At 38.5% G+C, this 10,969-nt stretch carries 7 protein-coding genes and 1 pseudogene; 2 read left to right on the top strand and 6 right to left on the bottom strand.

Annotation, left to right across the window (positions count from 1 at the left end):
• Both EWM59_RS26445 and EWM59_RS26440 read right to left on the bottom strand, forming a co-directional pair.
• Positions 1-848 (bottom strand): transposase (locus EWM59_RS26445; protein ID WP_130022580.1); only part of this gene is annotated, 848 nt, incomplete at its 3' end.
• 147 nt (positions 849-995) lie between these two features.
• The gene (locus EWM59_RS26440; RefSeq protein ID WP_130024226.1) at positions 996-2,252 is read right to left on the bottom strand and encodes an MFS transporter; all 1,257 of its coding nucleotides are present in this window, start codon (positions 2,250-2,252) and stop codon (positions 996-998) included.
• A gap of 231 nt (positions 2,253-2,483) precedes the next feature.
• Here EWM59_RS26440 and EWM59_RS26435 point away from each other — a divergent pair, with 231 nt between their 5' ends.
• A complete protein-coding gene (locus EWM59_RS26435; RefSeq protein ID WP_130024225.1) occupies positions 2,484-4,127 on the top strand; it encodes a M1 family metallopeptidase in 1,644 nt (547 codons plus the stop codon).
• Here EWM59_RS26435 and EWM59_RS26430 read toward each other — a convergent pair whose 3' ends face one another.
• The 4 genes from EWM59_RS26430 to EWM59_RS26415 form a co-directional block, all read right to left on the bottom strand.
• Positions 4,128-5,834, bottom strand: a complete 1,707-nt coding sequence (locus EWM59_RS26430; RefSeq protein WP_165372310.1) for a PorZ beta-propeller-like domain-containing protein — start codon at positions 5,832-5,834, stop codon at positions 4,128-4,130.
• A 92-nt stretch (positions 5,835-5,926) separates the two neighbouring features.
• Positions 5,927-7,069 carry a hypothetical protein gene (locus tag EWM59_RS26425; RefSeq protein ID WP_130024223.1) on the bottom strand — a complete coding sequence of 381 codons (1,143 nt, stop codon included), beginning with the start codon at positions 7,067-7,069 and terminating at the stop codon, positions 5,927-5,929.
• Positions 7,070-7,286: 217 nt separating this feature from the next.
• The gene (gene ccsA, locus EWM59_RS26420) at positions 7,287-9,818 is read right to left on the bottom strand and encodes a cytochrome c biogenesis protein CcsA (protein ID WP_130024222.1); all 2,532 of its coding nucleotides are present in this window, start codon (positions 9,816-9,818) and stop codon (positions 7,287-7,289) included.
• A 79-nt stretch (positions 9,819-9,897) separates the two neighbouring features.
• Positions 9,898-10,341, bottom strand: coding sequence for a hypothetical protein (locus EWM59_RS26415; RefSeq protein WP_130024221.1), 444 nt, complete (start codon positions 10,339-10,341; stop codon positions 9,898-9,900).
• A gap of 115 nt (positions 10,342-10,456) precedes the next feature.
• Here EWM59_RS26415 and EWM59_RS26410 point away from each other — a divergent pair.
• A pseudogene (locus EWM59_RS26410) lies at positions 10,457-10,969 on the top strand (hypothetical protein); the annotation flags it as partial.

The raw sequence follows: 10,969 nt of genomic DNA, 5'->3' as shown, positions 1-10,969 counted from the left end.
ATGGGTCTGAGGTAGGGTTTGTACAAACTTACTATCCGGTTTGGTATCTTGGCTTGTGGGTGTAAGTATCGCTGTTTTTGCTGTTGATAAACCAGTTTAATGGTCTTAAATGTTTCAGCGTCTACCATACTTAATCCTTTCGCTTGAGTTTGATTGAGCAGGGATTGATAGGCTTCTATTCCTTTATCCAACAATTTTAGTAAAGCATTTTGCCTGCTTCTGGTTTTTCTATAGCTTTTCTTTCGCAGTTTGCTGTAAGAGATATATTTAGTCTTTTGGTCTTTAAACTTTGAGCGAGGTAATTTGATTCGATAAGTTTGACACAGGGTGGGAATCTGTTTTTCCCATAACCATTGACAAGATTCCCAAAGTAATTTCACATCTGTAGGGAAGCGAATATAAGACTCATAACAGGTAGCATCCATTAGTACTACTTGTTTATCAGGTATTTCCTGCTTCCAATTTGCAATAAGGGTTTGTTGTAAAACGCCTAAATCAATATGCTTTGCCAGGTAAGTTCGTGCATTAGAGACAAAAGCATTATCCCGAACCATTTGATTATCACACAATTGAATGCCACAAAACATTTGTATAGCCCAGTCAGTATTTAATCGCTCTAATAGCTTTTCATCACTCAGTTTCAGATAATGCTTCAGAAACATTAAACCAAAATATCCTCGTGGTGGTAAAATGGAAGGAGAACCAACTTTGGTTTTCTTTTTTGGAAGAAGATTGTCTAAAGCTACCCAATCTATGGTTTGATAAATCGCACCTAATTCTGTCTTATTCTTGAAAATGTGCAATCTGGAAAAATTTGGAGAATCCAAATCAAATAATGTACCTTGCATCTGTATTTTTAATTCTTAGCAGAAGAAAAATACGAAAAACCCCGAAATATGTCAAGTTCGTGCATATTCGGGGTTTATTTATTTGCTAAAATATTGCTAATCAAATCGTTACCCTATTAAAGGAGAGCCTATTGAATGACCTTTGTTTTATTCTTTTAAGGCCTTTTCCAATTTAACTGAAAACAATTCCTTCGAGCGAAAGAAAAGTACTCCCACCACCACTAAAGTCATTACTCCGCCAAAAATAACTGTCGGTATTGCCCCTATAAACTTGGTTAAGACGCCTGATTCAAAGGCACCTAACTCATTAGAACAACTCACAAAAATACCACTTACCGAATTTACCCTGCCACGCATATCATCCGGTGGTAGTACCTGTAAAATGGTTTGTCTGATTACTACACTTACACTATCAAACGCCCCTGTCAGAAACAATGCCCCCACCGACAACCAGAATTGTGTAGAGACCGCAAAAACCAATGTGGCTAAACCAAAACCTGTAACGGCAATTAACATATTGCGCCAAGCCTGACGGGTAGGTGGAAAATAGGCAGTGCCCAGCATAGTTAACACCGCCCCTAAACCCGGAGCCGCCCGCATAATGCCCAGTCCCTCTGCTCCAACCTTCAAAATATCCTTCGCAAAGACTGGCAAAATAGCCACTACTCCACCAAATAGCACCGAAAACATATCTAATAGAATGGCATAGAATAGTATTCTGTTGCCAGTCACAAACTTTATTCCCTCTTTTAAACTACTAAATACATCTGCTTGTTTTTCTATATTCTGAATACCTTTTTTTGAGATTTGAGATACAAAAACAAAGGCAGCCAGAAAAAATACAATTACCAAAATCAGTGTATTAGTAAGCCCTAACCAGCTATAGAGAAATCCGGCTGAGGCAGGGCCTAAAATAGACCCTATTTGCCAGAATTGGCTACCCCATGAAGCAGAATTAGAATAATGTTCTGCCGAAACTAAAAAAGGTTTTAACGAAGACCAAGCCGGTCCATAAAAACCTCTCGCTACTCCCAAAAAGAAAACGGTGAGATAAATAAAGTTTTTTTGCTGCAAGATACTGAAACCATGCTCGGTTGAAGGATGTGTTACCCAAAGCAAAAGCAAAGAGCACATAATGATGATTCCGTAGCAAATCTGTATGATAGTCCTTTTCTCTTTGCGGTCGGCAAAATACCCGCCAAATAACGCCAGAGATATATAGGGAATGGCTTCAAAAAGTCCGATTAATCCCAAAGAAAGAGGGTCGTTTGTGATTTCGTACAGATAATAACTCACTACTACTTCCTGAACTAAAATAGCTATGGTAAATAAAAATTGTGCCGTAACAAAATACCGGAATTCGGGATACCGCAGGGCGGCGTAAGGGTCTTTGGTTTGTTTCATGTTTTACTTAATAGCAGAGAAGCCAAACACTTTTCTGATGATTTATACTTAAAATAAAGCCTCCTTTCTTTGTTTAGTACATTTTTTATCAAAAAACAGTTTTCAAAACCTGAATTTATTTGATGGTTTAATGAGATATTCACAAAAAACACAATTTTTGAAATTGTTTTCCTGTTTTCTACAAAATAAAGAATTTCAACTAACTTTGGCTTAATATAAAATCGATTACATATGAAATTGCTAAAAGCATCATTACTCTTTATCAACACCTTCTTAGTATTTACAGCTTGTGCACAAATTAAAACCCCGGAGTTCAGCCGTGACGACACTTTACGTGGAAGTATTACTCCTGAACGAAGCTGGTGGGATTTAAAATATTACGAACTCCGTACAACGGTAAATCCACCCGAAAGAACACTTTCCGGTAGTACTACGGTATTTTATGAAGTACTAAAGCCTTATCAGGTGATTCAGATAGATTTGCAACCACCACTTAAAGTAGATAAAGTAACGCAGGACGGACAAGAACTCTCTTATAAATTAGATGGCAAAAATGCCTACATGATTACCCTGAAAAAAAAGCAGGAAAAGGGTAAGAACGAATCTATTGTGGTACATTATTCAGGCAAGCCTATTGTAGCGAAACGACCGCCTTGGGATGGCGGGGTACAATGGGTGAAAGATAAAGAGGGCAATGACTACGTGGCTACTTCGTGTCAGGGATTGGGTGCCAGTGCCTGGTGGCCTTGCAAAGACCATATGTATGACGAGTGCGACAGTATGCTGATTAGTATAACCGTACCCGAAAAACTGAAAGATATTTCAAACGGACGTTTGCGTAAAGTCATTAACAATGACAACGGCACCAAGACTTTTGAGTGGTTTGTAAAAAACCCTATCAATAACTATGGTATAAATATGAATGTTGGGAATTACGAACATTTTAATGAGACTTACGATGGAGAAAAAGGTAAACTGACGCTTGATTATTATGTGTTGCCTGAAAATCTGGAAAAAGCCAAAGAACAATTCAAGCAAGTACCGATGATGCTCAAAGCATTTGAACATTGGTTTGGGCCATATCCTTTCTATGAAGATGGCTTTAAATTAGTTGATGTGCCTTATCTGGGCATGGAACACCAGAGTTCGGTTACTTATGGCAATAAATACCAGAATGGCTATTTAGGCAGGGATTTATCAGGCACAGGCTGGGGCTTGAAATGGGATTTTATTATTGTACACGAATCGGGTCATGAGTGGTTTGCCAACAATATTACTTATAAAGACATAGCCGATATGTGGATACACGAGAGTTTTACCAACTACTCTGAAAACCTGTTTACTGAATATTATTACGGCAAAGAAGCCGGAGCCGCTTATGTCATTGGATGCAGAAAAAACATTCAGAACAAAACACCGATTATAGGCATATACAATGTGAATCATGGTGGCTCGGGTGATATGTATTATAAAGGGGGTAACATGCTACATACTATGCGCCAGATTGTGAATGATGATGAACGTTGGAGACAGGTATTAAGAGGCTTGAATAAAACTTTCTATCATCAGACTGTGGTAAGCAAACAGATTGAAGACTATGTATCAAAGAATAGTGGCAAAGATTTTAGTAAGGTTTTTGACCAGTACCTCAGAGATATTCGTATTCCGGTATTAGAATATAAAATTGAAAAGGGTAAAATATCTTACCAATGGGCAAATTGCATTGATGGATTTGATATGCCTGTAAAGGTCTCTATAAATGGAGAAAAAATGGATTTTATTTACCCGACTACAGGCTGGAAAGCATTAAAGAAAGATGTAACCGATTTAAAATTAGATGAGAATTTTTATGTAACGCTGAAAAAAGTAGAATAACTATTTAACCACGGCTACTTTGCCGACGAAACTTTCAAAGCCATCTTCGGCAATACAAAAAACCATATAAATACCTGAGATTGAACGGCTTTCTGTTGAATTGTGTAAATTCCAGGAAGCCGTTCCTCCATTAGACTTCGTTTCATAAATCAATCTTCCGGCAGCATCTGTTATTTTAATGGCACTATTCTCTCTCAAACCCGAAATCGTCATTATTCCCTGATAGTCAGAGCGGATAGGGTTTGGGAATATCTTCACCTCATTCAAATCTTCTTTGGATTCAGAAGCATCGCTTTGGTAAGAAAGTAAACCCTTAGGCGTCAGCACAAAAATTTCACCGCTTACTACATCCATAGCCAAATCTGTTATTTCATCGGTAGGCAATGGGCTATTGCTCTCCGTGAAACTTTGTGTTAATTCATCAACTGTGGGTACGAATAAGTTTAATCCATTGTTTGTTCCAATCCATTTCCTATTTCCTCCGTCAACCACAATTTTTTTTACGGTTTGCTGTAATAATATTCTTCTTCCCTGGCTATTGAAAGGTGTATAGGCATCAACCAGCCTTGTAAAAATATCTCTTGCCGGAACCACCCCTGCAATGCCGTCATTCGTACCTATCCAGATAGTTCCTTCTCTATCAATAGCAATGGTATTAACCGTACTACTCGGTAGATTCCCTGCATTTCTACCAATGGTATATAAGCGTGTTTGGCTATTAGTTTCGTCAGTTACCCTTACCCCATTAGCAACAATTTGCCAACGAAATCCATACTCATCTATTATATCATCTGAATACGTAGGTATCTGATTCCAAGAAATAGTTTGCCACTCATTTTTTTCAAATACATTACCGGTTATTCCCAGCGTGTATATTTTCGATTGCAGATAAAAAATATTATTGATTTCTCCTTTAGGTCCATTAGGTGAGTAGTTTTTGAACGTCCCTTCCCAGTTACTTATTAACCCATTATTCCCGTCAGCAATCCAGGCTTTACCTTCGGCATCAGTTTCTATTTCCTGAGGATTAATCACAAGGAGGTCTTGTGGATACTGTTGGGTTTTAAATAACTCATTATCCTGAATAGACTTCCAGTTACCGAAAAATTGCAGGTTGATATTCGCAGCGAACTTTGCGCCTAAGATGCCCTCTGGTGTATTAACGAAAATGCTATCTCTTGCAAAAGCTATTTGTTTCAGACTGACAGCCTTACCTCCATCACCAATATTCTGATAAGTTTCTTTGATTTCTGATTTTTTAGTATCTAAAACCACCAGTCCGAAATCACTGGCCAAATAGGCAAAATCTCCCTGAAACTCAATGGCATTGATATGTTTACTCCCTTGTATGGTACCAGTATTTTTTATGAAGTCGATATTATGAATATCGCCCATTAGGCCGTCTGAATCAATCTCAATTAAATCCAAGTTACCTGTGTCATAGGCAATTAATAGTTTTCTTAAACCCGGACTGTATCTGATTTGTGTAAGGTTAGCTTCTGTAAGCCCGTCAGCCTTAGATAATTTAATGGCTTGATTATTGGTTTTATCGAAGTAGAAGAAACCATTTTCAGAAAAAGCATAGACTTTTTTTTCTACTATCTCAAGTCCTTTCAGATTGACATAGTTGTTATGTGTCCGCCAGGTATTGGTAGGAATCTGTGCAAATGCCTGAAAAGTGAAGAAGCAGAGAAGAATTCTAAGCATTATCGGAATCAAAAAAATCGAGTTGAGCCACAAAGACTGGCATTTTCTTATCATTCCATGCCACCCAGCATTCCACGGAATACCATTCCGTGTTACATCAGAAAATACCCCACGCCTCTGGTTTTAGTGGCTAATGGGTGTAAAAAGCATAGTAAAGCCACCAGTGTTAATACAATTCTGAGTTGTCGGTTGCTCAATTGAGTCTGTACAATCATGAGCCCTAAAAAAATCATCGGGAATACATAAGAGCCACTTCGGGTAGAGTCATAAGTAGTCATACCTAAAAAAACCATCGCCAGTGTACCGCCCGCAACCAATATCAGTTTCTGGTATTCTTTATTGCTATATAAAATACCGAAAGCCAACAGCATCACGAGCCAGAACCCTTCTAAAACCCAGGTAAACTTAAAGCCAAAAGAGCGCCAGCTATCGTGTATCATCTGCATAAACTCACCCTCTTTGTAAGTAGCCGACATACCCACATATTTCATCAGATATAGCCGCAAGCCTCCATAAGCAATAACGCCCAAAGCAACTGTTATCATCTGCCAGCTTGGTATAAAACTTATTTTCCGGTTATCTTTAATCGTTGGCGAAATCCACCACCATAAAAATACCAATCCGCTGGCAACAGCCGCGCGTTCGTCGCACCAGGTAGCCGCAAAAATAGAAGCAAAAATAATGAGCGGATTGCGGAAGTACATCCCTAAGAACAGGAAGAAAAAAGTATAAAAATCTCCATAACCACAGTTCTCAATAAAAAATGCACTCCCAAAATAAATGCAGGATAGTGCTATCATTGACAGAAACGTAGCTACTTTATCGTTGAGCAACTGAAACAGAAATCTTGTCAGCAGGAAATACAGTAAAACACCTAATACTAATTGTAGGCCATAAATAAAGATACTCACGTGTCTGATGTGCAATACTTTTACAATTACCGGAAGGGTAAGCCGAAAAACCCGGTTATTAGAAGCAGGTTCTAAATATACTCTATGTTCAGTCAGATTCTTTGCCCGGTCTCTGGTTACTTTATATAGAAAGAACTCATCTCGCTTCACAATTACTTCTTCGTAATACAACTTAAAATCATCGAAGGGCATTGTATTGTTAAAAAACGACAATAGCATCATCATGCCTGAAACGACTACCACACGCCACTGCCAATTGCTTGCCTCTAAGAAAATAGTGATTTTTGATTCAAACTTCTGGTAAGTGTTTTCTAAAAAGGTCATAAATGATGAATGCTATTGTGTAATATGGTAGGGTTAGGGCATCTAAAAATGGCGTTTTGTAGAGACGACATGCCTGGCGTCTTCAATGGGTTTTGAGTAAAGACGGATCTTTAAAATTTTATTGTTTTTTCGTAGAGACCAACGTATTGCGTCTCTACGAAAGAACGCTTACTTCTTAAATCCTAATCAATACGTCTCTACCAGAATCCGGCATTTTTTATTCAGCGCCGACTATCACAAACCTCCTGACAGCTGAAAGCGTAAGGCCTATAATGACTAACAAAAACCCAAACCATAGTAAATTGATATGAGGCTTCTCCAGAGCCTTTAATACAATAAACTCACGCTGCCCCCTACTTACCGAGAACGTAAACCTGCCTGTAGCCGGGTCAATTTTAGTTAATTGCAGGCGCAAACCCATTTCGGTGTTTACTTCCGGTTTACTCCAGATTTCCTTGTTTCTGATAGCAAACACAGGTCGCATAGTTATCGCCACATTTCTGTCTAAAACTTTTACAATGGCTCTTGCAGCGGCATCGCCCTCATTGAGTTGCATGCCATCTACTTCCCTTACTCCTTCTACGTTTTCTAAAACAGCCACATAATCGTTCACAAAAAACGTATCACCTACTGCTACCGTAAATTCTTCTGGCACGCTCCACTCTCTGTCTTCGTCTAAGGTTACAAAGCGCACATGTGTATAAATATCTTTATTCCAGAATTTTTTAATATCAGGTGAAGCTACATTACCCATTTTTTCATTAATCTGAAAGCGTGGATACAGGTTAAAACTCTTACCATTTTTGTTGGTATAAGCTACCTGATAGTAGGTATTTTCTGCTTCATACTCTAAGGTATCGCCACGTTTATAGAAAGTTTTATCACCATCTACCACATCAGCACGGGCAATACCTTTAAAGGTGCTACCCGGCACAGGCATAATATATTTCTTCTCAATATAGCCCGGAACTTTTCTTACATCTACAAATTGTCCTTTATAAGTAAAAGAGAAATCGCTGAATTCAGTCGGACGATTCAACCAGAGCAAGGCATTTTCTTTGTTCTCCTTGTCATTGCCCTGAAATATTTCTGCGCCTGAAAAATTCAAAGAAACGATTTTTTCATAGGCCGACGAAAACATAATACCAATAAGCATTAAAGCAACGCCGATATGGGTAATGGCTCCTCCAGCTACTTTAAATTTACCTTTAATAATATCTGTCAGAATACTTGCATTGGCTACGATGCTAAAGGTAGCGGCAGTTAATACAATAATATATTGCCAGTTGTTTACTTTAGCAAAGGTGATAACAAGCGCCGTAATTAAAAGCGTGATAATAAGCGGATTCAACAACTTGGAAAGGTTTTCTTTCTTCACCCGATTCCACCAGAAAAACTGTGCAATCCCTGTCAGAATGGTAATTACTATAAAAAACCACATCTGAAAACGAGTGTAGTGTTCAACCTGATTGGTTGGTAAAGCCATGTTTAGCTTTACCCCAAAGGCTTCTCCAATTTTGTTATATACCGGAATAGAGGTAGTAACAATAATCTGAAAAGCCGCCAGACTCAATACCAATACCCCCATGAAAATCCAGAACTCACGTGAGAAAGTTGATATTTCCTTTTCATCTTTAGGCAAATGCTTCCAACGGACTATTGATAAAGCAACTGCGGCAATAATGAAGGTAAATAAATATAAAAGCAACTGCCCCGATAGACCCAAATCGGTAAATGAGTGTACAGATGCATTCCCCAATACTCCACTTCTGGCTAAAAATGTAGAGTAAAGTATGAGAATATATTGGGCAATAACCAGAATAATGGTGTACTTCAAAGCTGAACTGTTTTTTCGGGCTAATAGCATCGTATGGAAACTTGCTACCAATACCAGCCAGGGCACATATACCGCATTTTCAACCGGGTCCCAGTTCCAGTATCCTTCAAAGTTGAGGGTTTCATAGGCCCAGATACCTCCCATCATAATACCTGTACCTAATACTACTGCGGCTACCAATGTCCACGGTAAGGCAGGTTTTATCCATTCGGTATATTGTTTTCTCCATAAACCTGCCATGCAAAAAGCAAAAGGCACTAAGGTTAAAGCAAACCCTAAAAAAGTTGTTGGCGGGTGAATGACCATCCAGTAGTTTTGTAACAACGGGTTCAAACCATTGCCATCTTTCGGAATAAAGTCTGGGTTGGTTTTCCAAATCGGAATATCAGGCATTGATTCTCTCAGGGTCAAGAATGGAGAACTACCCACCTTAAACTCTCCGAAAATAACCACGCCCAAAATCATAGAGGCCAGAAAAGTCTGTACCAATGTAAACACAGTGAGTGTCGGTGCTTCTAAAGCCTTGTTTTTTCGTAAAGACGAGTTAATTAATATCACGCCTACAATCACATTCCAGAACATCCAGAGCAGGAAACTTCCTTCCTGGTCTTGCCAGAAACAGGAAACAGCATAGCCCAAAGGCAAACTCCATGAAGAGTTATCCCAGGCATAATGATACTCAAAATAATGATTGAAAATAATACTTAGCAATGAAGCACAAACCGTGATAACAGCCACCGTATGCACATAAAAAGCACGACGAGCAAATTTGAGCCAATCGGTAGCCACATCTTTCAACACTTGTGCCGTCGGGCGGCTCGCTTGCCAATAGGCATACGTAGAAACTAAGGCAGCAACAAACGCAACAATAATGGACAAATGCCCTATATTTCCTAAATATGGTCTTAACATAAATTATCTGATAAACTTTATTTGGTAATTACCTTCTGTAAATACTATGCTTGCTAAATGCACATAGGTTTGCTACAGATTAATTTAACCCAAGCCATGCACTCCACGGGATACGAGTTAATAATAACACTAAAGCCAAACCAAAGAAAATCATGGTTTGCTTGAATTTCTTTCCATTACCCACTGCACGTTTCACACGGGCATTGCCGATAGTTACTAAAATAACGGCAAGTAAATTAATAGTAGGGTGCTCAACGGCATATAATCTATAATAGGGGTCTTTCATTGTTGCTTTCATATCGGCAAAAGCAGCCTGTGTAATAGGAGAAGTAAACAACAGAATAACACCTAACAGAAACATGGTATGCGTAGCTATGAGGGCAAATTTATTGATTCTTAAATGCTTTTCTTCAAAAGCTTTCTGACTACTTGACCCCATCATTCCATTCAGTGTAGCAAAAGCTAATAGAAATAAAGTAAGATATGCCAGATATGAGTGAATCGGTTGGATAATTTGATACATATATTTTTAAGTCGTAAGGTGATTAAAAAATTTTGCCAAAATTACGTCATAAACTTTTAATAACATACATCTTATAGCGCGAACTTTCAGTTAGTTATCATACGTTAACAGAATAATGAGATTCCTGAAACCCATATTTATCTTTCTATTCTTTTGTTTTTTACTTTTTATCTCGGTTTTTCCGCAGGTATTGCGCTGCTCTTTAGTAAAGTACGATAACTTCAATGCTTTACAATCTGGTGTATATATAGCTACTGGTACTACTTTAAAACAGCAGGATTCGTTAAAAAAGTATATTAAAATTGCTAAAAAACGTGTAGAAGGTTTTTGGGGCAGCCAGAAAGGTGAAGCAACCATTATATTTTGCGATAATCTGGAAAAGTATCAGCAATATTGCCGTACATCAGAGGGGGCAGGTTGTACCATAGGCACACCCGTAGGTTCATGGATAGTGTTAAATAAAGATGGACTCAATGCAGATGTGATTGCCCATGAAATGTCGCATGATGAATTAATGACTCGTGTAGGCTGGTGGAAAACCAAAACAAAAATCCCGACCTGGTTTGATGAAGGCGTAGCACTGATGCTTGATTATCGTTTTGTTAATGCACAGGATAGCGTTCAACGC

It is taken from the genome of Emticicia agri, from assembly GCF_004168285.1.
Classification (GTDB): Bacteria; Bacteroidota; Bacteroidia; order Cytophagales; family Spirosomataceae; genus Emticicia; species Emticicia agri.
Note: the sequence above shows the minus strand (reverse complement) of the source record. Positions and strands in the feature narration are given on the sequence as shown.